The following is a 25,212-nucleotide window of genomic DNA, read 5'->3' on the forward strand; positions in this document are numbered from 1 at the left end:
TTTACGCAGGAGCCAAAAGAACGGTGTAGAGGCGCGGCCCTTCGCATCTCTACCGGTTCCACTACCTATACGCTGCCCGAATACTTCCGCACGGCCCATTCCACCGTCAAAAAGGCCAGAATCACGAAGAATAGCCACTTCAGATTGATTAAGTCCTTCAGGTCGTCTTCGGCCGTAATCACCGGCTTGTAGTTGGCCTTGATGATGTCCTGGGCCAACTTATCCATTTGCGCCGGGTAATACAGCCGCGCGCCGCTCCGGCGCGCCAGTTGCGCCAGCAGGTTGTGGTCGGCTTTCGATTCCAGGGCTTCGAGCGGTTGCGATTGCACCAGCAGCTCGCCGGCGTCCTGCTGGGGCTGGCCGCCCAGCGTGGCGCGGGCCTGAATGCGGTAGAGGCCGGCCGGCAGCGGCCCGAGGTGTAGTGGCGAGCCGTCTTCCGGATTGGCGAAGGAGAAGCGACGGGTTTGCTTTTTCTCGTCGGTTAGCGTAAGGTCAATTTTCTGATTATAAAGGCGCTCGAAGACGGCATTGTAGGTTTCGGCCCCGAGGGTCACGTCGTCCTGGGTGCCGAAAACGTCCTGTGTGGGGTATACGTCGAGGCGTTTTTTGTTGGCGTTTTGGGTAAGGAGCTGGAGCGTGCGGATGATGAGGCGGTCGTAGGCTTCGGGCTTGTCGTCGTGGGCTACGGCTTCGCTCAGGCGCCACTGCCAGCTGCCATCGGTGAGCAGCGTGGCCTGGCGGCGGTCGGTGGGCCCGCCGAAAACCAGCAGCGGCTTCTGCGTCGCCACGCGGCCCACCTGCTGCCAAAGCGCGGCTTCGGCCCCCGCGCCCAGCCGCAACTCGCCAAACGGCACCGGCGCGGGCGGGTACTGCGCGAAGCGGCGGGCCGATTCCTCGTCCGTCGCAAACCGGGCGAAGCCGGGATTGGGCACGGGCGTCACCTCATCCGTTTGCGCCCCGCGCGGCTGAATGGTGAGGCCCGTGCCGAGCTGGTTATACGCTCCCAAATCGGACTGTGCCCCAATGATATAGAACGCCGGCGTGCGCCGGGCCTTCACCTGGGCCAGTATCTCGTTGCCGAGCCCGCCCTGCGCCGGCAGCTGGTGCAGAATGGCCACGTCAAAATCCGCATCGGCCTTGAGCGGGTTCACGCCGGGCAGGGCCAGCGTGAGGTCGAAGTTGTTGTTGGCCAGAATGGCGGCGCGCAGGGCCTTGAGGTCGGGGTGCGGGACCGCGCCGGCCAGCAGCACGCGCAGCTTGCCCTTCACGATTTCAATGAAGGCCGTGCGGGCGTTGTTCAGCTCAGTAAACTCGCCGGCCTGCGGCACGACGCGCACTTCATAGCGGCGTTTGCCCGGCGCGGGCGCGGTGAGCTGGAACGTGGCCCGCACCCGCCGCCGGCCAGCGGGCAGGGCCACGCGGCGGCTATCGAGCACCTTGTTGCCTTCGCGCAATTCCACGGTGGCCGCGCCGCCGGCGTAGCCTTCAAAGCCCAGCTCGGCCTCAATGGGGAATTTATTGCCGCTGAAGGCCACGCGGTTGTAAGTGAGGCCGGTCAGGCGCAGGTCGCGCTTGGGGATGGTGTCGCCTACGGCCACGGTGTAAATCGGGAAGTTGAACTCGGAGGAAACGGGGCTGCGGCCCCGGTTCACGAGGCCGTCGCTCAGGAGCACCACGCCGGCCAGGTTGCGGCCTTCGTAGGCGTCGCGGGTGCCAGCGAGCAGCTGGTCGAGGTCGGTGGTAGCGGCCGAGAAACGGAGCGAATCGGGCCGGGCCGGGCGGTCGGGCGTGGCCGTCAGCGTGCGGGTTTCGACGGTGAAGCCCTTGCCGCGCAGCGTTTCGGCGAGGCGGGCGAGGCCGGTAGTGGCCTGGCTGAGCACGTTTTTGGGGGTGAATAGCTCCACCGACTGCGAGTTGTCGACGGCCAGCACCAGTGCGGGCGCTTCGGTGTGCGTGGTGGTGGTGCGGATGACCGGGGCCAGCAGCAGGTAGCACAAGAAGCTCACCACCGCAAAGCGCAAAGCTGCCAGCGCGTAGTTGCGCTGCTTGCCCCAGGGCGCTTGGGCCGAGTATTGCAGGGCCGCGTAGCCCGCGCCCACGGCCAGGCAGAGCAGGATAAACCAGGAAGAATATTGAGTGGTCAGCAAACGGAAATCAGATTGAATCAGCGCTAAAGGTCGGCCCGCGCCGCTAAAGTTGCAGCCGGCCGCTGCTTCAACGGCTCCGCACCGCGGGCCGTTCGGTACTGGGCCCCCGGTTTGCCCACAAAACTACGTCCCCAACGAGCTTGTGGGGCGTAGCAAAAGCCGGTGGAGAGTGTGCAGCTATGAAGCCGGCTGGAAACCCAGTTTTTCGGGGTAAATGGCCGCCAGCCATATTGGCCTTAACAGGCAGTTGCGGCACGAAGTCTTCCTTACTATCGAAAGATGTTTAAATACTAGTTGTAATAATTAAATATTCTGACAATATTGTTATAAAATATTTTGTGCTCCGAGAAGTGAACCTTATGTAGCTGTAACCCAATGAAAGTCAATGCTTGTTTTGAAGCAACAGACTTATGCCCATCGGGTGAGGCTGCTAAAATCCAGCTCAAGCCAATGCTGGAGTCTGCCTAAGCGTCGACTTCGGGGCGTCTGAGGTCGTATAGCCCGTGCAAATGGCGAAGGTGCTACCCACTCGTTGCCACGCCCACCAACGCACCACCTGCGGGCAGGCACAGCTGAGTCCCGGCCGCAGGCTTGCCCCTTTCTACCGCCTACCAGTTCGACCACCCGCCCACAGCCACATGCATGGGTCAAGGGGCGGGTACCCATGTCCTGTCTTTTTTAACATAGAAACATGTAATTATTTATTAATTTACCTTATGTGCCATGCTGATTCGTTACGCCCACTTCCGTGATTTGAAATTGCTGATTGCTGCCTTGTGCACGGGCCTGGCCATACTGGCTGGTGGTTCCGGTCCGGCGCTGGCCCAAACCCGCATTCTGTTTGTGGGCAATAGTTTCACGCACGGCTACGTCGCGCCGGTGCTCAACTACAACACGGCGGCCATCATCGACGAAAACTACGGATTGCCCACCAGCTCTCCCCGCCACGAAAGCGACGACACGGGGCCGTGGGGCGGCGTGCCGGGCATTTTCAAACGCTTCACCGACGAGGCGGGCCTGGCCTATGAAGTGCACATTGAAGCCATCAACGGGGTGGACCTGACCTACCACTACACCAATGCCCTCGCGGTTATCGGCCGGCCGGCCGGCTGGGACAAAGTGGTGCTGCAGGAGCTAAGCACCGGCCCGTTGCCGGTGAACAAAGGCGGCAATCCGGCCGACTTTTTTACTTATTCCACACGCCTGGAACAGGCGGTTCATGCGGCGAACGCCGCCGCCAAAGTCTACCTGTACGAAACCTGGGCGCGTGCTGACCTCACGTATCCGGCCGGCCAGCCGTATTCGGGCCAGCCCATCACCGCCATGGGCACGGACCTGCACAACGCCTATGCCCAGGCATTTGCGCAAAACGGGCATTTTGAAGCGGTGGCTCCGGTGGGCGATGCCTGGCAGCTGGCCATGCAAACGGGGGTGGCCATGCCCAACCCTTACAATCCCACGGCCGGGCAGCTCGACCTGTGGACCAGCTATTTCCACGCCAGCAAATGGGGCTCGTACCTGAGCGCCTGCGTGCTGTTCTACCAAATCGCGGGGGTTGACCCGCGCACCCTGGGGGCCGGCGAAACCGCCGCCGCCAATCTGGGCATAGCGCCGGCCGATGCCGTGGCCTTGCAGCAGGTGGCTTACAACCAAGTAGGTGCCGGGACAAGCTCCCCCACGTACACGTTAACCACGGCCACCACGGGCAGCGGCACGGTAACTAAAAACCCGGACCAGGCCACGTATGCCAGCGGCGCGACGGTGAGCCTGACGGCCACACCCGCCGTCGGCTACACCTTCACGGGGTGGAGCGGCGACGCCACGGGCAGCACCAATCCGCTCACCGTGACCATGACGGCGAACAAAAACATCACGGCCACTTTCACCGCCGCCCCGCCGGCTTCGTACACCCTGACCACCAGCACCGTGGGCACGGGCTCCGTCACCAAAAACCCGAACCAGGCCAGCTACGCCAGCGGCAGCAGCGTGAGCCTGACGGCCACGCCCGGCACGGGCTACCAGTTCAGCGGCTGGAGCGGCGACGCGACGGGCACGGCCAACCCGCTCACGGTGACGATGACGGCTAACAAAAACATCACGGCCACCTTCACAGCTACCGGCCCAAGCGTGGTAAGCTGCGTGCTGGTGAATGCCGATACCGACACGGATATTCAAGTGATTTCGACGGGCGCGACGCTCAACCTGGCCACCTTGCCCACCACCCACCTGAACATCCGGGCCACTACCAACCCGGCCACCGTGGGCAGCGTCGTCTTCGCCCTGAGCGGAACGCAAACCCGGAGCCAGACCGAATCGGTGGCGCCCTACGCGCTGTTTGGCGATAATGGCTCGGGCAAATTCAATTCCTGGACGCCGGCCGTCGGCAACTATACGCTCATGGCTACCCCTTACACCGCGGGCAATGGCGGTGGCACGGCTGGCACGCCGCTCAACATCAGCTTCACGGTGACCAACCAAGTGGCACCGGCCAGCTATACACTCACCGCTAATACTGCTGGCAGCGGTACGGTGACCAAAAATCCGGACCAGACCAGCTACCCCAGCGGCACCAACGTGACGCTGACGGCGACCCCAGCGGCGGGCTTCACTTTCACGGGCTGGAGCGGCAGCGCCACGGGCACGGCCAACCCGCTCACGGTGACGATGACGGCCAACAAGACCATCACCGCCACTTTTACTGCGGTGGCCCCGACCACGTACACGTTAACCACGGCCACCACGGGCAGCGGCACAGTTGTTAAAAACCCGGACCAGGCCACGTATGCCAGCGGCGCGACGGTGAGCCTGACGGCCACGCCCGCCGCCGGCTACACCTTCACGGGGTGGAGCGGCGACGCCACGGGCACGGCCAACCCGCTCGCCGTGACGATGACGGCCAACAAGACCGTCACGGCCACTTTCACCGCCGCCCCACCGGCTACCTACGCATTGACCGTTACGGCTTCAGGCAGCGGCACGGTGGCCAAAAATCCGGACCAGACCAGCTATGCCAACGGGGCGAGCGTAACGCTGACGGCTACTGCGGCGGCGGGCTACCAGTTCAGCGGCTGGAGCGGCGATGCCAGCGGGACTACCAATCCGCTCACCGTGACGATGACAACTAATAAGAACATCACGGCCACCTTCACGGCCACTGGCGGCACTGGCTTAACGTTTTACCGGGCCCTGAACATCAACGGCAACGCGCTGGTGTTGGATGGCCAAAACTGGGAAGCCGCCACGGGGGCAGCCAACTTCACCGTAACGGGGACGCGGTTTGCGAACCAGAATGTTGCCCTGAACCCGGCCACCGATGCCCCCCGGGCCAGCATGATTCGCTCGTCGGTGTACGGCCCCAGCATCGACGCGACGCTGCGCAACGTGCCTGCGGGCACCTACGCCGTGTACGCCTACGTGTGGGAAGACAACAGCCCGGAAATCTTCGATGTGCGCGTGCAGGGCCAGGTTGTGCTGGCCAACTACAACAGCGGCGCGGCCGGGCACTGGAGCCGACTGGGGCCATACCCCGCCACCGTCACCGGCAACGGGACGCTGGTGCTGAGCACCGCCGGCGGCTATGCCAACCTGTCGGGCATCGAAGTGTGGCGCCAGAACACCGGCGCGGCCCGAACGACGCTGGTAACTGATTTCAGCGGCATACCTCAGCCTGCTCCATCAGCCAGCATCCCCGCCGCGGCCCGATTGAACGGCACTGCTGGTAGTGCTACGCCTCAGGTGTACCCCAACCCGACCAGGGACGGCCGGCTGTGGGTGCTGCTGCCCGATGATTTCCAAGGGCCGGTGGCGTACTCGCTGGTGTCAGTAGTAGGGGCAAGGCTGGCCAGCGGCCAGTTAACCGGGACAAATCAGCAGCTTGATTTCTCCCGCGAGACAACAGCTTCCGGCCTGTATTACCTGCTGCTGAAAGGCCCGACCCAGCGCGCTCAAATTAAGTTGATGCGGCCTTAGAGAGCCAGTACCGTCACCAGTTCGGAGCTATTAAAGATGCTGGCCGGCGAAATCACCGTTTCATTCAGCGGCAGATTGTTGCTGTAGCGCTCCCGCAGCTTGGCCTGCACGGCGGGGTGGCTTAGGTCAAAATCGCGCAGGTGCTGGAGCTGGCCCAGCCGTCGGCCCAGCCCGCGCTCATACACTTTCCAGATGAGTTCGGAACAATAAATCCGGTCGTCGGACCAGCCGAAATAAAGGTCGTAATTGTGCCCCAGCAGGGGCTGCCCAGCCGCTTTGAGGCGTGCCAGCGCGGCGTGAGTGAGCACGGCCTCCGCATCGCGCAGCCGCTTGGTCACGAAGTGGCCACCCTGGCCCCGCGCCACCCAGTCGGCCAGCGGCGTGAGCTTCACCGGCTGCACGGCTTCGAACACTTGCCACTGGCCGGCCTGCCGGTACAGGATGCCGCAGTGGCTCCAGGCCGAGTGCGTGGCCAGTTGAATGGCCCGGCTTTGGGCCGATTGCGAGGTGTGGAAAATCAGGTCGCCGTCGTGGAGCTGGGGCGCGATTTGGGCGGTGGCAGCTTCGGCGGCGCGGTGGCTTTGGTAGCGGAGCAAGCGGCGGTGTAAGCGCGGGTAGGCGGCGAGGGCTGCCAGAACCAGAACCAGAAGCAGTGAGAGGAGAAGCAGCCAGCGTTTCATTTAGGGTATTTGTTTATTGAGCTTCAGTTTCACCTTTGCTTAAACAAACTACGAGAAACAAATGACACCAAAAGAATTAGTCGGTCAGCTAATTAAAAACGTCGTGAAGCCTGCTTTCAAAACTGCAGAATTTCGCATTGACGGCAAAACCTTTAGAAAGAAAGAAAAGGGTTTTGTAAAAATATTTAATGTGCAGAATAGCCAATTCAACACTTCCTATTCTACCAGCTTTTATTTAAACGCCGGTTTGTATTTCCCTTTGACATATGGATGGCGCTATAATTGGCCGATTCCTATCCGACCCAAAGAATCTGATTGCCAGTATCGGTTTCGAACGGATGCCTTAACTGGTCATCATCGCGCATATAATGTTGATGGAAGCGCTGATTTAAAAGAGCTTGCAGGAATAGTCAAATTTGAAGTGGATGCTGTTATCCAGTGGTTTGCTTCAATTGTCGAATTGAAAGACTGTTTGGAAGCCCAGAAACAAGTTTATCCACCCGGCCAAACGTGCACTTATGATGTTGCCCTTACTTATGCGGGGTTGGGAGATTTTGTCAAAGCAAACGAAGCTTTTCAAATCTTTGCAAACCAAAAAATCAGTAACCCTGTCGAGCAAGCAAGGATGAATGCAGAGGCGAAAAGGCGTGGAATTGAAGTCTAATTCTAAATCGAAAGGACACCGCGCAAGAAAAGCGCGGTGTCCTTTCGATTTAGAATTGTTGCTTCTCTACGTCAGCATGCCGCCATCCACCTGCAGCACCTGGCCGGTGATGTAGGCCGAATCATCCGATGCCAGGAAGGCGGTGGCTTTTGCCACGTCCTCGGGCCGGCCGCCGCGCTTGAGCGGGATGGCCTTGCGCCACTCGTCCACCTGCTTGGGGTCGAGGGCATCGGTCATTTCGGTTTCGATGAAGCCGGGCGCCACCGCGTTGCAGCGGATGTTGCGCGAGCCCAGCTCCAGGGCCACCGATTTGGTGAAGCCGATGATGCCGGCCTTGCTGGCGGCGTAGTTGGCCTGCCCGGCGTTGCCTTTGATGCCCACCACGCTGGTCATATTGATGATGGAGCCGGATTTGGCGCGCATCATGGGCTTGGTGGCGGCTTTGGTGAGGTTGAACACCGACTTGAGGTTGACTTGCAGCACGTTGTCCCACTGCTGCTCGGACATGCGCATCAGCAGGCCGTCCTGCGTGATACCGGCGTTGTTGACGAGGATATCGAGCTTGCCGAAATCAGCCACCACGTCCTCAATCAGCTTTTCGGCCTGGGCGTAGTCGGAGGCGTCGGAGCGGTAGCCTTTTACCTTCGTGCCATTGGCCGAGAGCTCGGTTTCGAGGGCCTGTCCCTTCTCGACGGACGATAAATACGTGAAGGCGACATCGGCGCCGAGCTGGGCAAAATGCGCCGCGATGGCGCGGCCAATTCCTTTGGAAGCGCCCGTCACGAGGGCCACTTTTCCGGTGAGTGTGTTGGTCATGGGGCGAAGGTAAGTAGCGCGGACTTTCAGTCCGCGCCCACACCGTTCTGAGTCGCGGACTAAAAGTCCGCGCTCCATCAACCTAACTTCGCCGCAGATTATGCCCCACCACGACATCTGCATTCTGGGCGCGGGCCCCGGCGGGGCCGCCGCCGCCCTGCACCTCGCCAACGCTGGCCAGCGCTGCCTGCTGCTGGACCGCGCCGCTTTCCCGCGCGACAAAACCTGCGGCGATGCCCTCAGCGGCAAGGTCATCAACGAGTTGAAGCGCATTGAGCCCGGCCTGCACGCCAAGCTGGCTGCCTCGCCCATCCAGATTCCGAGTTGGGGCATCGACTTCATCGCGCCCAACGGCCGCAAGCTCGGCATCCCCTTCAAGCCCAAGTTCGACAAGGCCACCGACTACACCGCCGGGCACGTCGCCAAGCGCATCGACTTCGATAATTTCCTGGTCGAAGAAGTGCGGCAGCGCGCGGAAATTGACTTTCGCGAAAACGTGGACGTGGCCCGCACCGAGCGTACACCCACCGGCTGGCAGCTTTTCGATAAAGCCGGTCAGGAAATCGCCACCTGCCGCCTGCTCCTCGTCGCCAACGGCGCGCAATCCGAGTTTGCCCGCAAAGTGGCCGGCCATGCCCTGGAGCCCGACCACCACTGCGCCGGCCTGCGCACCTACTACGACGGCGTGAGCGGCCTCAGCCCCGATAATTTCATCGAGCTGCACTTCATCAAAGATTTTCTGCCCGGCTACCTGTGGGTGTTCCCATTGCCCAACGGCCAGGCCAACGTGGGCGTGGGCATGCTCTCCAAAGCCGTAGCAGATAAAAAGGTGAACCTGCGCCAGCGCCTTGATGAGATTCTGGCCACGCATCCCACCCTTGCCCCGCGCTTCGCCGGGGCCACGCGGCTGGGGCCGGTGAAGGGCTTCGGCCTGCCGCTGGGCTCGAAGCGGCGGGCGCTGTCGGGCGCCGGGTATTTCCTGCTCGGCGATGCGGGTTCGCTCATCGACCCATTCTCGGGCGAGGGCATTTCGCACGCTATGGTAAGTGGCCGCCACGCCGCCATCTGGGCCGTGGAGGCGGTGAAGAAAGCCGATTTCAGCCCCGAGTTCCTAAAAAACTACGACAAGGCCGTGTACAACCGCCTCGGCCAGGAGCTGCGCCTGAGCCGTGTGATGCAGCGGCTGCTCAACTTCCCCAGCCTGTTCAACATCGTGGCCAACCGCGCCGTGAACAACCCCACGCTCGCCGAAACCCTGTCCATGATGTTCATGGATTTGGACCTGCGCGAGCGGCTGCGCAAGCCGAGCTTCTACTTCAAGCTGTTTTTTGGCGGGAAGTAGCTAGGACTCGCAGAGTCCAAGCTACTGCCTAGTGTCCGCCGGGCCTGGGGTGGTAGCCCGTGCCGGGGCGCGCCACCGGAGTGGGCTTGATGGGCGCTTTGCCTTCGTCGTTGCCCACGTAGCGGCGCAGGCTCTTGGCGGCTTCGGGGTTCAGCTTGGCGGCTTTTTCGAGGTCGCGGCGGGCTTCGGAGAGCTTATCGAACGACGAATAGCTGATGCCGCGGTATTCCCAAGCGTCGGCGTAGGTCGAATCGAGCTGGATGGCTTTGGTGAAATCGGCCACGGCGGGCTTGTACTGGTACATCTGCATCTTGGCCACGCCCCGGCCGAAGTACGATTCCTTGTCATCGGGCCGGTACTTGATGGCGCCCGAGAAGTCGGTCGAAGCGGCTTTGTACTGTTTCATCATCAGCCGGTTCACGCCCCGGTTGTAGTAGGCGTCGGGGTTGTTGCGCTGGTATTTGATGGCCGTAGCATAATCGGGCAGGGCCTCCGCGTAGTTCTTGAGGTAGCTTTTGGCCTTGGCCCGCTGCAGATAAGCGGCCGAATTCTTGGGGTCTACTTTCAAAATGGCATCGGCGTTGGCCAGCATGTTGCGGTAGTCGAGAGGCGTCATTTTCTTCTCCTTCTCGCGCTCAGCCGAGGCCGCCGTGGCCGACAGCGCATTCGGGTCGGGCCGGTCGGCGGCCAGCGCGGCAGCCGAAGCATCATCCGAAGCCACGGCGGTGGCGGGCGTGGCGGCAATGCCATTATCGGCACCGGTGGTGCGGGCATCGGTGGCCGAAGTAGCCGCGCCGGTCGAGTCGGGCCGGCGGGCGTCGGTGGCCGGCGGCATGGTCATGAGCTGGCTGGTGTTACCGGGCTTCTCCTTTTCAGTAACGGTGGTGGCGCAGTTGGTGAGAAAAGCCAGCAACCCGAGGGCCGCCATAGGAGCGCGAAAATGTGGTTTCATGGAATGCAGAAATGTGTGGCCACGGCAAGCTGCGCCGGAGCCGGGCCTTATACGGGAAAACTGAAAAATTGGCTGCCAGCACAGAGCGCGCCAAAATCTTGTTGGCAAGATAACCCAGCGGCAACTACAATCCCGACGCGGCGCGGCGTCTATCTTTACGGCTCGTAATGGGTGGGTCCCCCAGCCGGGCCCGGTTTACTTTTTTCTTTCGCAGCATTCTATGGCATTGCAATTTGATTTGGTCGTGGTCGGCAGCGGCCCCGGCGGGTACGTAGCCGCCATTCGGGCGTCGCAACTGGGTTTGAAAGTGGGCGTTATCGAGCGCGAGTCGCTGGGTGGCATTTGCCTCAACTGGGGCTGCATCCCCACCAAAGCCCTGCTCAAAAGCGCGCAGGTGTTCGAGTACCTCAACCACGCCGCCGACTATGGCCTGAAGGCCGACGGCATTGGCTACGACTTTGGGGCCGTGATTTCGCGCAGCCGGGGCGTGGCCGACGGCATGAGCAAGGGCATCAACTTCCTGTTCAAAAAAAATAAAATCGAGGCCGTGATGGGCACCGGCAAAGTGGTGGCCCCCGGCAAAGTAGAGGTGACCAAAGCCGACGGCGGCAAGGAAACCGTGGAGGCCAAATCCATCATCCTGGCCACCGGCGCCCGCTCGCGCGAGCTGCCCACCATGCCCGTCGACAACAAGAAAATCATCGGCTACCGCAAGGCCATGAGCATGGAGCAGCTGCCCAAGCGCCTCGTGGTGGTGGGCTCCGGCGCCATCGGCGTCGAGTTTGCCTACTTCTACCGCACCATGGGTTCGGAAGTGACGGTGGTGGAGTTCCTGCCCCGCATTGTGCCCGTGGAGGACGAGGAAGTGTCGCGCCAGATGGAGAAGTCGTTCCGCAAAATCGGCGTGAACGTGCTCACCAGCGCCGAAGTAACCAACGTGGACACCAGCGGCGAAGGCTGCAAAGTGACCATCAAAACCGCCAAAGGCGAGCAGCAGATTGACTGCGACGTGGTGCTGAGCGCCGTGGGCGTCACCACCAACCTTGAAAACATCGGCATCGAAGAGCTGGGTATCAAAGTAGAGCGCGGCCGCGTGATTGTGGACGACTTCTACCAGACCAACGTGCCCGGCATTTACGCCATCGGCGACATCGTGCCCGGCCCCGCGCTGGCCCACGTGGCCTCGGCCGAAGGCATCATCTGCGTGGAGAAAATCGCCGGCCACCACCCCGAGCCCCTCAACTACCAGAACATCCCCGGCTGCACCTACGCCTCGCCCGAAATCGCCAGCGTGGGCTACACCGAAGCCGAAGCCAAAGCCAAAGGCTACGACGTGCTGGTGGGCAAATTCCCCTTCTCGGCCTCGGGCAAAGCCAGCGCCGCCGGTGCCAAAGACGGCTTCGTGAAAGTCATTTTCGACAAGAAATACGGCGAGTGGCTCGGCGCCCACATGATTGGCATGAACGTGACCGAGATGATTGCCGAAGTAGTGGTGGCCCGCAAGCTGGAAACCACGGGCATGGAAATCATCAAGGCTGTGCACCCGCACCCCACCATGTCGGAAGCCATTATGGAAGCCGCTGCTGCCGCGTATGGCGAGGTGATTCACTTGTAACCTTTGGGTATATTTAACTCGCCAAACGAAAAAGTCCCGGCAGCCATTCTGCCGGGACTTTTTCGTTTTCTACTTTGCCTTATGAAGCATAATTACAAACTGGGAATACTGTTGGTCTTGGGACTGGCAGGCGCGTGTACATCTACTACAGAGCAACAAGGTCTAGAAGAAATAGCTGGCTTTTATGGCGGTACCGTTGGGTTCCGGAAAGGAACTAATATGACGACTGAGAAAGACGCGCCGCAGGGCAAGTACTTAGAAATTGACCTCGACAATCATAATCTGAGCCGCAACTTTAGTGATTTGCGACTGCCGGCTTCTAACTGCGCCTACATTGTGTATAATAAACTGACCCCGCAGGAGAAACAGAGTTACGATTACCTGAAAGTGAATCTTAAAGACTCTACTGAGTCTCATAACTACACGTTTCAGCGCCCCGAACTCGAAGTGGCTAGCGCCGCAGGCAGCGACCTAAATGCACTGCTCATCAACTTGCAGACCGAGGACCACGAAAAAATACTGAGCTCGTTCAACATTGAAACCATTCCCGCCGCCGAACAAAGTAAAGTTCCGGGCATGTTTTCAAAAATTGAGAAGGAGATTTTTCCGATTTCCGACTATCATATTCATGGAAACTCGGTATTTAAAACCTCGGTAAATCAAAAAGAAACGGAATTGGTGCGCTTCTATGTAACGCTTGTTCACCCGGGCAGAAACCGCAGAATGGAGTTCGTTATCAACCCTCAGTTGCACCCTGACCAGCCATTTCTCTACGGGCTGAACTTGCTGCCGTAGCTTCCGGCCGCGTTTTCACTCAATCTCCGATTTCTGCTTCTGGAACATGGCCTGACCGCGCAGCAGCACGCGCAGGCTTTTGCGCTTGAGCGAAATATGGGGAGCCATGTTGCCATCGTCTTCGAGGCGATTTTTGTAGGCCGTTAGAATGTCGCGGTAGGAAATCACGCCGCTCACTTGCGCATCGCTGCCGAGCACGGGCAGCACGTCCACGTTTTCGCGGGCCATGCGCTCCACGGCGGTACGGAGGGTATCGGTGGCCAGCAGGGTGGAGGAGCGGGGCTGGAGCAGGGCGCTGATGGGCGCGTTTTCATCGGCGTGCCAGCCGGCCAGCGCCACCGTGCTCACGATGCCGGCGAATGCTCCGTCGGGATTCACGATAACCAGGTGCGGGCCGATGGGCTCGGCTTCGCGCTCGGTCCACGCGCGCACTTCCCGGATGGTGTTGTCGGTGCTGATGGCGAGCATGCCGTTTTGCAGCACGCGTCCGACGTTCACTTTGTCGAGCAGGTCGGGCTCGTAGTCGACCGGCGTTTTCACGCCGCGCCGGGCTATTTTCTCGGTCATGATGGTATTGCCCATCAGCAGAAACGACACCAGGTAAGCGCCCGTGCAGGCCCCCAGCAGCGGCAGCAGCGCCTGGGCCTGGCCCGTGGCTTCCACCGCAAACACGATGGACGTGAGCAGCGCCCGCGACGCGCCCGCAAACATGGCGGCCATGCCCACCAGCGCCGCCAGCGGCAGCACAATATCGGAGGCCGGAAAGTAGTGGCGGATGGCCACGCCCAGCAGCGCGCCCGTGGCCCCGCCAATGGTGAGCAGCGGCGCCAGTGTGCCGCCCGAAGTGCCGCTGCCCAGCGAAATGGCCCACGAGGCAAACTTCAGCAAGCACAGCGTCAGCAGCAGGCTCAATGGCGCATTGCCCGACAGCACGTCGGTGATGTTTTCGTAGCCTACGCCTAGCGTGCGCGGCGCAAAGTAGCCGATGCCGCCCACCGCCAGCCCGCCCAGCGCCGGCCACCAAGCCCAGTGAATGGGCAGCTTTTCGAACAGGTCCTCAATGAAATACACGATTTTGGTGATGGCCACCGAGGCCAGCCCGACCAGCAGCCCAATAGCGCTGTAAGTCGCCAGCGCGCCATTGCTGGGGGCCAGCAGCGTCGCCATCGGAAATACCGGGCCCTGCTCAAACAGCAGGTGGTGCCCCGCCGCTCCCGTGATGCAGGCCAGTGCCACCGGCAGCAGCGAGCGCGGCGAAAACTCAAACAGCAGCAACTCGATGGCCAGGAAAACCGCCGCGATGGGCGTGCCGAAGATGGCCGACATGCCCGCCGTGGCACCCGCCGCCAGCAGCACCTTGCGCTCGTGGTGGGTGATTTTGATGAGCTGGCCCAGCGTGGAGCCCAGCGCCCCGCCCGTGCCAATGGAAATAGCCGCCGACAGCGGCTTCAGATACATAATAGACGGCTTGATGCGGCTCTGGTTGGTCAGAATCTGCTCCATGGCCTCGGGGATGCCGTGGCCGCGAATGGCTTTCGAACCATAAATGGCCATCAGGCTGACCAGCAGGCCGCCCAGCGCCGGCATGAGGATAACCCACAGGCCGAGGTGGTTATTGGCGGGGCTGTGGTACGCCACTGAGGCATCGCCGTGGAATACCAGGTTGGTTACCAGGTTAATCAAATACACCAGCAGGCGGGCCACAAAGCTGATGACCACGGCCACGAGCACCGCCAGGGCCGAAATACGCACCAGGCGCCGCTTGTCGGGGGCCACGCGGGGCCGCACGCCGTCATCGGCCAGGGTGGGTTCCAGCGATGGGGCAATGGGAATGCCGGCATGCACCAGCGTCGGGTGTTTCATAGGGGAGGGGTAAGAGTGTAGCGGGGCCAGCGAATTGGCGACGCAGATTAGTATCAACTTCGTGAAAGCCGGATGAGTGCCCTGCCAACCGAATAGCAGTGAGCATAACGGGTTGCACCGCGGTGCGGTTGTAAACTCAGGGTATCATGCCTTTACCGGGCTTCATTGCATCGGCTCACCGAAAAAGTAAACCTGTCTGCGGGGTTTGGTCGAACTTTGCGAGTGAATTTTCTGCTGCTATTAACGTTTCAGCATTCACCGGCTTTCTTAGCTACCCGCTACTCCCTTTCATTAAATGCGCGTTCTTCATACCGCCGACTGGCACCTCGGCCAGCACTTCCTTACGGGCCAGGAGCGCACCACCGAGCAGCAGGCCTTCCTCGACTGGCTGCTGCTGACGGTGCAGGCCCAGGGCATTGAGGTGCTGGTGGTGGCCGGCGATATTTTTGATACCCAAACGCCTTCCTACACGGCGCAGGAGCTGTACTACACTTTCCTGGTGAAAATGCAGGCCACCGGCTGCCGCGACATCGTGGTGGTGGGCGGCAACCACGACTCGCCCACCATGCTCAACGCCTCGCGGCGGCTGCTGCGGCAGCTGCGCATCCACGTGGTGGGCGGCGTGCCCGCCGATGCCACCGAGCAAATCCTGCACCTGAACGCGGCCACCGGCCGGCCGGGGCTGGTGGTGTGCGCCGTGCCCTTCCTGCGCGACCGCGACATCCGTCTGGCCGTGGCCGGCGAAACCCTCGACGACCGCCAAATTCGTATCCGCCAGAGCATTGCCGACCACTACGCCGCCCTGGCCGGCCACGACTCCGTGCTGCGCCAGCGCGAGCAGGACGTGCCCGTGCTGGCCACTGGCCACCTCTACGCCGCCGGTGGCGAAGCCCGCGAAGGGGCCGAGCGCGACGTGCACATCGGCGGGTTAGGTCTGATTGGGGCCGAGCATTTTCCGGCCGCGTTCGACTACGTGGCGCTGGGCCACCTGCACCGCCCGCAGGTGGTGGGCGGGCGGGCGCACATCCGCTACTCGGGCTCGCCGGTGCCGCTGTCCTTCACCGAGGCCGACGACAAGCAGCAGGTGCTGCTGCTGGAGTTCAGCGGGGCCGGCGCGCCCACCATTACCAGCCTGCCCGTGCCGGTGACGCGGCGCTTGCAGCGCTTCCACGGCACCCTCGACGAAGTGGAAGCCGACATTCTGGCTTTCGATAATTCGGCCTTTCAATTCGTTGCGTGGGCCGATGTGCTGGTGCGCTCCGACGAAACGCCCGCCGAAGTGCAGCGCCGCATTCAGGCCGTGCTGCAGCTGCAAAAAGCGCAGGTGCTGGCTCCGCGCGGCGTGCGCCACCAGCGCGCTACTGAGGTTGCCGACCTGGCCGAAAGCACCATTCCGCTGGCGCTATTGCACGAATTGACCGTTGATGAGGTGTTTAGCCGCCGTGTAGCCAGCCTGCCGCCCGAGCGAGCCGCCCAGCTCACGGCCACCTTCGGCGAGCTGCGCCAATTGCTGGCCGAAGCCGACCCGCTGGCCTGGGGCGGGCAGTAGCGCGCAATACGCCGTGCGCGCTGCTGCCCGGCCGTACCTTCGGGATGTATTGATGGAAAAACTATCCGCATGAAAATTATCAGCGTCCGCTTCGCTAACCTTAACTCGCTGCCCGGGCCGTTTCTGATTCGCTTCGATGAAACGCCGCTGGCCGACACGGGGCTTTTTGCCATCACCGGCCCCACCGGCGCCGGCAAAAGCACGCTGCTCGACGCCATTGCCGTGGGCCTCTACGGCCGCGTGCCGCGCCACGACCGCCAGGTGGGCGAGATGGTGAGCCGCCACGCGAAAGATGCTTTTTCGGAGGTCGAATTCGAGGTGCACGAAACCCACCCCGATACCGGCGTGGTGGACCGCGTGCGCTACCGCTCGCGTTGGGAAGTGAAGCGCAAGGTGCGGGGCGAAGACAAAGGCGCGCTCAATGCCGATGCCATGACGCTGGTAATGAGCCCGTCGAACGTGGCCGTTATCAGCGGCAAGGAGGCGGTGCCGAAGCGGGTGGGGGAGCTGTCGGGGCTCGATTTCGGGCAGTTTGAGCAGTCGGTGTTGCTGAGCCAGGGCAAGTTTGCGCGCTTCCTGCACGCGCCCGAGAAGGAGCGGAGCGCCCTGCTGGAAAAGATGACCAACGTGGGCATCTACTCGCGGCTGAGCATAGCGGCGTTTGAGAAAGCCAAGGAAGAGGAGCTAAAAACCAAGCTGCTGCGCGCCAAGCTTGATGCCACCCGGCTGCTGTCGGACGAGGAGCGGGCGGAGTTGGAAGCCCAGCTCGACGTGCTGCACCAACAGGCCGAATGGCACCACCTCGAGCAGCAGGAACTAACGGTGTGCCTGACCTGGCGCACCATTCTCGACCAGCTCGACCGGCAGCTGAGCGACACGGCCCGCGAAGTAGAACGCCTGCGCCGCGACGACGAAGCGCTGCAACCCGAGTTTGCCCGGCTGGACGGCCACGCCCGCGCCGCCGCCGTGGATAAGCCGCTGGAGCTGGCCGCGGCGGCCGAAAAGGAAGTCAGCAGCGACGAAGCCCAGTTGCGCGAGCTGGCCGAAGTCCTGCCCCACCTCACGCTGGCGGCCGATGCTGCCGCTACCGCCCATAGCGCCGCCATCACCGCTCACGCCGCCGCGCTGGCCGAAGAAAACCGCCTGCGCCCCCTGCTCAGCAAAGCGCAGCAGCAGGACGCTGAAATTGCGGCCGCCCAGCATCAGCTCAACCTAAAGCGTGAAGCCCACGGCCAAAGCCAAAATGCTTATGCTCAGGCCGAAGCGGATTTGAACCGCGAGAATCAGGAAATTGAAGCCCTTCAAGCCCGCAACGCGGCCCTAGACCGCTGGCTCATCGAGCACAGCGCCGAGGTGGACCTGAAAAACCAAGTGCTGGCGCTCGACCGCGAAATCATCGACCTGCAAGGCGCGCAAAAGGAAATGGCCACCCGCGAGGCCAGCCGCGCTGAGCTGCGCAAAGCCCAGGACCAAACCGCCGCCGACCTGCGTCGCCAGCGCGGCCTCGAAACCGAGGCCCAAACCCACCAGCAAGCCATCAAGGACGAAGGCCAGCCCTGCCGCACCGAGCGCGACGCCCTGCTGGCCGGCACGACGGCCGCCGCCCTGGTCCAGCGCGCCGACGACCTCACCGCCCACCGGCAGGCCCTGCAGCAGCTGCTGCCCAAAGCCGAAGCCGCTCACGAGTACCAGACCCGCGCCGATGCCTTGGCCGCCGAAATTGCCCGGCAAGCCCCGGCCTTGGCCACGGCCGAAACAGCGGCTGTTCACCTTGAAACCCGCCGCGCCGATGGCCAGAAATTGCTCGATAGCTACCGCCGCGAGCTGCGCGCCCAGCAGGCCCTGGCCGACCTCAATGCCCACCGCCAGCACCTGGAGGCCGGCCAGCCTTGCCCGCTGTGCGGCGCGCTGGAGCACGCCTTCAGTCCCGATTTTACAGCCGAGGCCGATGACCAGGAACTGCGCGTGACCCAGCAGGAGCAGGTCCTGGCCACCCTGGATGAGGAATTGCGTCGGGCCACCACGGCCCTCACGCGCTACCAGACCGAGCAGCGCCAGCGGGAGCAGCTTCGTCAGGAAGCCGCCGCCGCTGGCGAAGTCGCACGTGAGCAGGCAACGAACCTCGCGGCGGCGCTGGCACCCGTGCCCGCTGAGCCGGCTAACCCTGCCGCCGTGCGCGCGCTGCTGGAAGCGGCTGCTGATGAGCAGGCTACTGCCGTTGCCGCCCGCCGCCGTCTGGCCGAGCTTGACGAAAAGCTGGCCGCGCTGCGCGAAAAATACTTGCAGGCCGGCGAGGCCATCACCGCTGCGCAACGCGAAATTCCGCGCCTGCTAGACCGGCAGACAGCCATCGAAACCGACCTGGCCCGACTCACGGATGAAATGGTGCACTGGCAGGAGCAAGCCGAAATCTTCCAAAGCTCGATTCGGGATTTCCTCCAGCCGCACAAGTTGCAACTGCCAGCCCAGCCGCCTTACGACGGCCTCCTGGCCACGTTGCGGGAACGGGCCGACCACTACGAAGCCCAGGTAAGCACGCTTAATGAGCTGGGGAAACAGCTGTTGGAAAAAACCAGCCATCGGAACGCCCGGCAGCAAGCCTTGATGCAACAGGAAGCCCAGCTTGCCGCCGCCGCCACTGTCCTGGCAGCCGACCAGGAAGCGCTGCGACAGCAGCAGCAGGCGCGCCAAGCGGCCTACACCGGCCCCGACCCCGCTGCCGAAGCAGAACAGCTGCGCCAGGCTACCCTGCGTTTAGCCAACGCGCAGCAGCTTAGTCAAAACCAGCTGGCCGAGCAGCAGAAAGCCCTTGGAATTCAGCAAAACCGCCGCGACGACCTGCAAACCCAGCTAGCTACGCACAGCGCCGCCCATGCGCTGCGCCAAACCGAGCTAACGGCGGCGCTGGCCGCCGCGGGCCTCGCCAGTGCCGCCGAGGCCCGCCGCCTGCTGCTGCCCGCCGCCGAAGCCGAGCGTCTCCAACAGCTTCGCCAGGAGCACCTCACCAACCAAACTGCCGCTGCCCGCCGCCTCACCGACCTCACCGCCGAGCTCAGCCACCACGCCGAGGCGGGCCTCACGCCGCATTCGGCCGCGGAGCTCACGGCCCAGCTCAACGCCCTTTCGGCCGCCGATGATACCCTGCAACAGAAGCTGGGAGCCGTGGGCAACCAGCTGAAACTGGACGATGATGCCCGCGCCCAGCAGGCTGCCGGCTTGCAGGAACTGCTGCTGCGACAGCAGGAAGAGCAGCGTTGGCAGGATTTGAGCGAGCAAATTGGTTCGGCCCGCGGCGACAAATTCAGCCAGTTTGCCCAAGGCCTTACGCTCACGCACCTGGCCCGCCTGGCCAACCTGCGCCTGCGCCAGCTCACCGGCCGCTACACCATCCTCAAAACCCCGCATCGCAACCTGGAGCTGCAAATCATTGACCATGACCAGGCCGATACCGTGCGCCCCATGGCCTCGCTTTCGGGCGGCGAAAGCTTCCTGGTGAGCCTCGCGCTGGCCTTGGGATTGAGCGAGCTGGCCGGCCACAAGGCCCGTATCGAGTCGTTGTTTATTGACGAAGGGTTCGGCACGCTCGACCCCGAGGCTTTGAACACGGCCCTCGACGCACTGGAGCGCCTGCAGCACTCGGGCAAGATGATTGGCATCATCTCCCACGTCTCCGACCTCAAAGACCGCATTGGTACCCAGATTCGGGTGCGGCCCGGGGCGGGTGGCAACAGTTCGGTGCACTTGGTGGACGTACGCGGCGAAGAAACCGACTGCGCCGTGTAACTGCGCCGTGTAACTGTCGCGTGGACTCTGCGAGTCCGCGCATCGCACGTTCGTTCAGGCGCGGACTCGCAGAGTCCACGCGACAGTTACACGGCTTTCACTTCGGGCCAGGTCCAGTATTTCTTGGGCTCAATCCCGGCATACCCCGCCCGAAAAAACGCCACTACTTCCCGCTCCAGCACCTCCGGCGCGATGGATGATGCGTAAATCGGCCGGCCGTCGGGGTCGGCGTAGCGTTCGGCTTTGCTGAGCTTTTTGCCGGTGAGGCGCAGCAGCGGGCCGGTATCGGTGATGCCGTCGGCGGCCCAGGCGCGGCCGCTGGTTTCCAAGGCATTCAGGCGAGCTACGAGCGGGGCCAGTGCCAGGCGCGGCAGGGTAGGGCGGCTGGCGAGGTCAATCCAGGTCGTGTATTTGTATTCGAGCTCGTAGCGGTTGCCTTCGTACTGGCTCAGCACCATATCATAGCCCGCCGTGGGACCGAAGAGGGCGTAGTACGGCAGCGGCGCGGGCGTGTTCACCACCGTCAGGCCGATTGCCGGGTAATCCTGTCGCGTAGTCTGGGGGCTTTGGCTGCTGGCCGCCGCGCGTTGCACCCGGTCGTATTCGGGCTGCCAGGCGGCGCGGCCGGCTTCAGGGTTTTGCAGCGCGCCGGCGAAGCGCGGCAGAAACCAGTCAAATTTCTCCGCCGAAGCCTCATCCTCACGCCGTCGTCGAATGGGCGCGCCGAAGGGCTCATAGAAGCGGGCTTTCTCCTCGGCATTCAGCCAGCATACTAGCTTGAGCGCATCATCAGCCAGCGGTTGGGACAGGTCAATTTCCCGGAAATCGCCCAGCACGGCCACCATGCGCAGCAGTTCCTCGTGCTCCAAGGCCAGCTCGGGATTCAGCAAACTCCACACGCCGATAAAGCCGTCAATATCAAAATGATTGGCCGTGACGGCGGCCGCCTCCAGGCCCGGTGTGGCAGGCTGGTGCAGCGCCCGCAGCGCCGAGCCGGCGCTGGTATCATCGCGCAGGGGCGGGGGCGTGGCCGCCCCGCGCCAGTGCGCCAGCGTGAGCACGGCCCCGAGCCCCACGCTATCCACCACAATAGTAGGCTGCTGCCGAAGCTGCGCGAAAGGCACAAAGTAGCGGTTCATCCAACAAAGCTCCGTCAAAAATGCCTCATCCTCGCAAGCCTGCCTGGCGTCGCCCGCGCCGGTTGCTGATGCGCTCCACGCGCTGCTTCCGAATCCAGCGCAGGTAGGTTTGCAGTTCCTCGGCTTCCCGCAGCGCTTCGACCGAAGCATATTGCCGGGCCAGGGCGCGGTTGCTAAGAAAGCGGTGCACGCTGCTGTGGCAGGGCTGGCACAGGTCCACGGTGGGGCCGTGTTTGCCGCCTTCTTCGCGTGGCACCAGGTGGTGGCGCGAGGTGGCCTGCACTTCCCGCTCGCAGAGGCCGCAGCGAGGGGCGGTGGCCGGCGCCAGGTTTTCGGGCGGCCAGTGGAGGGACTGCGAGCGTTGCCTAGGCATTATGCAAATAGTAGTCGAACGTGAACAGCTTGGCTGATTCGCTAACAGGGTTCGCCCGCTGCAAGTTGCGGATTTGTTATCAACGTACTATCTTGGCCAGTAATGTGCGGAGGTTTCGCATTTTACCCCTCTTCCTGTCCAACTGCATTTCACCCTTTTTCTCACTATGATGATAACTGTACCCTCCTTTTTAACGCCCAAACAGTGGCCGCTGGCCGGCTGGCTGACCGGGGCGCTGCTGATGTTGCTGCTGGGTTCGGCCCCCCAAGCCCACGCGCAAACCTGGATGGTGAGCACCACCGCCCAAATCAAGCTGGGCATTCTGGATAAGTATGGCCAGCTCGGCCCTTACACGGCTACCTTCATCGTACACAGTGAAAAAACCGGCAAAGATTATCTGCTGGTGAAAGAGCTTGCCAAAGGCCAGACCGGCGTCGACGTGCTGTTTCCCACCGACCCTTCGGACCCTGAGTATTTTAAGGCCGAAACCGGCGAAGCAGCCAGCGCCATCCCCGGCCGCTACACCTGGGAGTGCCGGGTGAAAGGCGCGAAAGCCGTGGGCGGCCGTTTTACGTTTCCCGAAGTGGCTAATGACGTGACAATTATCAACAAGTAATTGAACCGGTTCCGGCCGCAAAAACCAAAAAGCCTGGCCACGCGCCGGGCTTTTTGCGTTATATCCGGTTAATGACTCTCAGCTTCTCGCTTAATCACCCATCGCCATGCCCCGCAAGTCCTTCCCCGAACTCATCAACAGCCCCGGGATGCCCGTGCTGGTTGACTTTTACGCCACCTGGTGCGGCCCCTGCAAAACCATGGCCCCCATTCTGGAACAAGTGGCGGCCCAGCACGGCGGCAAGTTGCGCGTCATCAAAATCGACGTGGACCGCAACCAGGCCGTAGCCCAGCAATACCGCGTGCAGAGTATTCCCACGCTTATTCTGTTCCACCAGGGGCAGCCGGTGTGGCGTCAGGCGGGCGTGGTGCCGGCCGCCCAAATTGCGCAGGTTTTGCAGCCCTACGTGGGCAAGTAGCCCGTCCCGGCGCGGGCAATAAACTATCCGGCGGATGTCGGCGTTGGGGAGGTCGCTACCTTTGCGCACTCCTCTATTGCTACCGTATGATTTTTAGTGCTGCCCGGCGTTACTACTTGTTGTTGTTTATGTTGGGTCTGGGGTGGCCGCGCTACGGCTGGTCCCAGACAGTGGCGCGGTACAATATCAGCGGCACGGTGCGCGGCGGGCGCGGCGAAACCCTGCCCGGGGCCAGTGTGGCCGTGCCCGCCCTCAATACCGGTACGGCGGCCGATTCACTCGGCCACTATTCGCTGAGCCTGCCCGCCGGGCACCACCAGCTGGTCATCGCCTTTATCGGCTATCAGCAAATCACCCGCGAGGTGAACCTGAAAAAAAACGAGCGCCTCAGCTTCAATCTCGAAGAAAGCGGCAACGAGCTGGGCGAAGTAGTGGTGGAAGGTTCCGTGACCCTGGAGCAGAAGCTCAAAACCACGCAAATGGGCGTCGAGCACCTCAGCATCAAGGAGGCTAAGCTGCTGCCGGCGCTGTTTGGCGAAGTTGATATCCTGAAAACCCTGCAGCTAAAGCCTGGCGTGCAGAGCGGGGGCGAGGGCACCAGCGGCCTGTTTGTGCGCGGCGGCTCGGCCGACCAGAACCTGGTGCTGCTCGATAACACCGTGGTGTACAACCCCAACCACTTGTTCGGGCTGTTTTCGGTGTTCAATTCCGATGCCGTACAGAGCGTGGACCTGTACAAGTCGGGCTTCCCGGCGCAGTTTGGCGGCCGGCTGTCGTCGGTGGTAGATGTGAAGCTGCGCGAGGGCGACCGGCAGCACTACGTGGCCACCGGCGGCGTGGGCCTGATTTCGTCGCGCCTCACCTACGAAGGGCCGATAAACAAGGGCAAAGGCTCGTTTATCGTGAGCGGCCGGCGCACGTATTTCGACATTTTCACCCGCGCTCTCAACAAGGCCAACGAGGGCAAGGAGGACTACAGCCCCATTCCCGACTACTATTTCTACGATTTCAACGCCAAGGCCAACTACACCCTCGGCGAGAAAGACCAGTTGTTTCTCACCGGCTACCTGGGCCGCGACATCTTCGGCTTCAGCAGCCCCAACGGGTTCAAATTCAGCTTTCAGTGGGGCAATACCATCGGCTCGCTGCGCTGGAACCACACGTTTTCGCCCAAGCTGTTCGTGAACACCACCGTGTCGTTGTCGGACTACAAATACACGCTGACCAACCAGCTGGCCAACGTGTTTAACTTCAACCTGGGCTCGCAAATCACGGACTACACCGGGCGTACCGACTTCGAGTACACGCCCAACGACCGGCACCAAATCAAGGTCGGGGCCGTGCTCACGCAGCACCGTTTCGGCGTGGGCCGCCTCAGCGCCAGCACCGGCGACGGCCGCCTCGACATCGGCTCCGACGTGCATTACTTCGGCCTCGATGGCGGCCTATACGCCTCCGACAACTACAAGGCCTCCGACAAACTCCAGCTCGAAGGCGGCCTGCGCCTGACTGGTTTCCGCAGCGGCACCGACCAGTACGGCGGCCTCGAGCCCCGCGCCGCCGCCCGCTACGCCCTGAACGACAAGACTTCGTTCAAGCTCAACTACGCCATGATGTACCAGTACGTGCATTTGGTCACCAACTCGGGCGCATCGCTGCCGACGGATATCTGGTACCCGTCGCGGCTGTCGGTGAAGCCGCAGCAGTCGCAGCAGGTGAGCGGCGGGGCCAGCTTCCTGTTGGGCGGCGGCAAGTATCTGCTCACCAACGAGCTTTATTACAAATGGGGCCGCAACCAGGTCGATTTCCGCGACGGTGCGCAGCTGTTTGTGAACCCTGATTTGGACCAGGAATTCATTTTTGGCAAGAGCTGGGCCTACGGCAACGAGCTTTACTTAGAGAAAAAAACCGGCAAAACCACCGGCTGGATTGGCTACACGCTGGCCTGGAGCTGGCGCAATTTTCAGCCCCAGAACGGCACTAACGGCGTGAACGGCGGCCGCGATTTCCACCCCAACTACGACCGCCGCCACAACCTGACCGTGGTGGTGCTGCACCAGCTAAACCCGCGCATTAACCTCACGGCCAGCTTTATCTACACCTCGGGCAACCTGACTACGCTGCCGCTGGGCCGCTTTGGCGTGCAGGACATTCCGGGCTCCAGCGTGGGCATCGACCCGCGCCCGGTGCCTGTCTACCCCGACCGCAATTCCTACCGCCTCATCCCGTACCACCGCCTCGACCTCGGCGTGGTATATAAAATTGGCGCCCGGCGCGACCAGGACCTCACCCTAAGCATTTACAACGCCTACAACCGCCGCAACGCCTACTTCGTGTTTTTCGACACGGTGAAGGACAAGGCCAGCGGCCGCACCACCGGTTTCCAGGCCAAGCAGGTGTCGCTGTTCCCGGTCATCCCGTCGCTGACCTACAATTTCCGCTTCTGACCACGGATTCGCTCGGATTAGGGCGGATTTCACGGATTTTGTGG

At 62.3% G+C, this 25,212-nt stretch carries 17 protein-coding genes; 10 read left to right on the plus strand and 7 right to left on the minus strand.

Annotated features, from left to right (window positions below; translation table 11 throughout):
• Positions 1 to 65: 65 nt before the first annotated feature.
• The gene (locus tag ACYU7Q_RS01240) at positions 66 to 2,147 is read right to left on the minus strand and encodes a VWA domain-containing protein (protein WP_460607613.1); all 2,082 of its coding nucleotides are present in this window, start codon (positions 2,145 to 2,147) and stop codon (positions 66 to 68) included.
• Between the two features lie 723 nt (positions 2,148 to 2,870).
• Between ACYU7Q_RS01240 and ACYU7Q_RS01245 the strand changes: the two genes are divergently transcribed.
• Complete coding sequence (locus tag ACYU7Q_RS01245) at positions 2,871 to 6,116, plus strand: InlB B-repeat-containing protein (RefSeq protein ID WP_460607614.1); 3,246 nt, start codon at positions 2,871 to 2,873, stop codon at positions 6,114 to 6,116.
• On the opposite strand, the gene ACYU7Q_RS01250 is transcribed toward ACYU7Q_RS01245, so the two are convergent.
• A complete protein-coding gene (locus ACYU7Q_RS01250) occupies positions 6,113 to 6,796 on the minus strand; it encodes a YiiX family permuted papain-like enzyme (RefSeq protein WP_460607615.1) in 684 nt (227 codons plus the stop codon). The genes ACYU7Q_RS01245 and ACYU7Q_RS01250 overlap by 4 nt on opposite strands.
• 61 nt (positions 6,797 to 6,857) lie before the next feature.
• Between ACYU7Q_RS01250 and ACYU7Q_RS01255 the strand changes: the two genes are divergently transcribed.
• Entirely contained in the window at positions 6,858 to 7,460 is a 603-nt protein-coding gene (locus ACYU7Q_RS01255; protein WP_460607616.1) for a DUF4304 domain-containing protein, read from the plus strand.
• Between the two features lie 66 nt (positions 7,461 to 7,526).
• Here ACYU7Q_RS01255 and fabG read toward each other — a convergent pair whose 3' ends face one another.
• The gene (gene fabG / locus ACYU7Q_RS01260; protein ID WP_460607617.1) at positions 7,527 to 8,276 is read right to left on the minus strand and encodes a beta-ketoacyl-ACP reductase; all 750 of its coding nucleotides are present in this window, start codon (positions 8,274 to 8,276) and stop codon (positions 7,527 to 7,529) included.
• 100 nt (positions 8,277 to 8,376) lie between these two features.
• Between fabG and ACYU7Q_RS01265 the strand changes: the two genes are divergently transcribed.
• Positions 8,377 to 9,618, plus strand: coding sequence for an NAD(P)/FAD-dependent oxidoreductase (locus ACYU7Q_RS01265; RefSeq protein WP_460607618.1), 1,242 nt, complete (start codon positions 8,377 to 8,379; stop codon positions 9,616 to 9,618).
• Positions 9,619 to 9,646: 28 nt separating this feature from the next.
• Here ACYU7Q_RS01265 and ACYU7Q_RS01270 read toward each other — a convergent pair whose 3' ends face one another.
• Entirely contained in the window at positions 9,647 to 10,570 is a 924-nt protein-coding gene (locus tag ACYU7Q_RS01270) for a tetratricopeptide repeat protein (protein WP_460607619.1), read from the minus strand.
• A gap of 220 nt (positions 10,571 to 10,790) precedes the next feature.
• On the opposite strand from ACYU7Q_RS01270, the gene lpdA reads away from it, so the two are divergent.
• Together lpdA and ACYU7Q_RS01280 are read left to right on the plus strand one after the other, a co-directional pair.
• Positions 10,791 to 12,185 (plus strand): dihydrolipoyl dehydrogenase, encoded by a 1,395-nt coding sequence (lpdA, locus tag ACYU7Q_RS01275; protein ID WP_460607620.1) that lies wholly within the window; start codon positions 10,791 to 10,793, stop codon positions 12,183 to 12,185.
• Between the two features lie 81 nt (positions 12,186 to 12,266).
• On the plus strand, positions 12,267 to 12,980 hold the full coding sequence (locus tag ACYU7Q_RS01280) for a hypothetical protein (RefSeq protein ID WP_460607621.1): 714 nt from the start codon (positions 12,267 to 12,269) through the stop codon (positions 12,978 to 12,980).
• 15 nt (positions 12,981 to 12,995) lie between these two features.
• Here the strand turns inward: ACYU7Q_RS01280 and ACYU7Q_RS01285 are convergent, their stop codons facing one another.
• Complete coding sequence (locus tag ACYU7Q_RS01285) at positions 12,996 to 14,843, minus strand: chloride channel protein (protein ID WP_460607622.1); 1,848 nt, start codon at positions 14,841 to 14,843, stop codon at positions 12,996 to 12,998.
• Between the two features lie 295 nt (positions 14,844 to 15,138).
• On the opposite strand from ACYU7Q_RS01285, the gene sbcD reads away from it, so the two are divergent.
• Complete coding sequence (gene sbcD / locus ACYU7Q_RS01290; protein ID WP_460607623.1) at positions 15,139 to 16,392, plus strand: exonuclease subunit SbcD; 1,254 nt, start codon at positions 15,139 to 15,141, stop codon at positions 16,390 to 16,392.
• A gap of 69 nt (positions 16,393 to 16,461) precedes the next feature.
• Entirely contained in the window at positions 16,462 to 20,175 is a 3,714-nt protein-coding gene (locus tag ACYU7Q_RS01295) for an AAA family ATPase (RefSeq protein WP_460607624.1), read from the plus strand.
• Between the two features lie 86 nt (positions 20,176 to 20,261).
• On the opposite strand, the gene ACYU7Q_RS01300 is transcribed toward ACYU7Q_RS01295, so the two are convergent.
• Positions 20,262 to 21,314, minus strand: a complete 1,053-nt coding sequence (locus tag ACYU7Q_RS01300) for a DUF6687 family protein (protein WP_460607625.1) — start codon at positions 21,312 to 21,314, stop codon at positions 20,262 to 20,264.
• Positions 21,315 to 21,339: 25 nt separating this feature from the next.
• Positions 21,340 to 21,687 (minus strand): HNH endonuclease family protein, encoded by a 348-nt coding sequence (locus ACYU7Q_RS01305; protein ID WP_460607626.1) that lies wholly within the window; start codon positions 21,685 to 21,687, stop codon positions 21,340 to 21,342.
• Between the two features lie 169 nt (positions 21,688 to 21,856).
• Between ACYU7Q_RS01305 and ACYU7Q_RS01310 the strand changes: the two genes are divergently transcribed.
• From ACYU7Q_RS01310 to ACYU7Q_RS01320, 3 genes are all read left to right on the plus strand, one after another.
• Positions 21,857 to 22,303: a hypothetical protein gene (locus ACYU7Q_RS01310; protein WP_460607627.1), complete on the plus strand. Its 447-nt coding sequence runs from the start codon at positions 21,857 to 21,859 to the stop codon at positions 22,301 to 22,303.
• Positions 22,304 to 22,409: 106 nt separating this feature from the next.
• Positions 22,410 to 22,721, plus strand: a complete 312-nt coding sequence (trxA, locus tag ACYU7Q_RS01315; RefSeq protein WP_460607628.1) for a thioredoxin family protein — start codon at positions 22,410 to 22,412, stop codon at positions 22,719 to 22,721.
• 86 nt (positions 22,722 to 22,807) lie between these two features.
• Complete coding sequence (locus ACYU7Q_RS01320) at positions 22,808 to 25,168, plus strand: TonB-dependent receptor (RefSeq protein ID WP_460607629.1); 2,361 nt, start codon at positions 22,808 to 22,810, stop codon at positions 25,166 to 25,168.
• Positions 25,169 to 25,212 lie beyond the last annotated feature (44 nt).

This window comes from Hymenobacter terrigena (assembly GCF_054776515.1).